1 protein-coding gene is annotated in these 229 nt (G+C 48.0%); it reads left to right on the forward strand.

The features are described from left to right. A partial coding sequence (locus CWC30_RS18035) for a glutamate synthase-related protein (protein WP_138627771.1) occupies window positions 1-229 on the forward strand: 229 nt, incomplete at both ends.

The raw sequence follows: 229 nt of genomic DNA on the forward strand, positions 1-229 counted from the left end.
ACAAGTAGCCTCGGGTAGATTTGGTGTAACGCCCCATTATTTACGTAGCGCTGATGTTATTCAAATAAAAGTGGCACAAGGCGCTAAACCAGCGGAAGGCGGACAACAACCAGGTGAAACAGACCCTCCCTATATTGCCAAGCTTCGAAACTCGGTACCGCGAGTGACACTTATATCACCACCCCCCCATCACCATATTTATTCTATCGAAGCTTTAGCCCCCCTGATT

This window comes from Pseudoalteromonas sp. S4741 (assembly GCF_005886135.1).
GTDB lineage: Bacteria > Pseudomonadota > Gammaproteobacteria > Enterobacterales > Alteromonadaceae > Pseudoalteromonas > Pseudoalteromonas tetraodonis.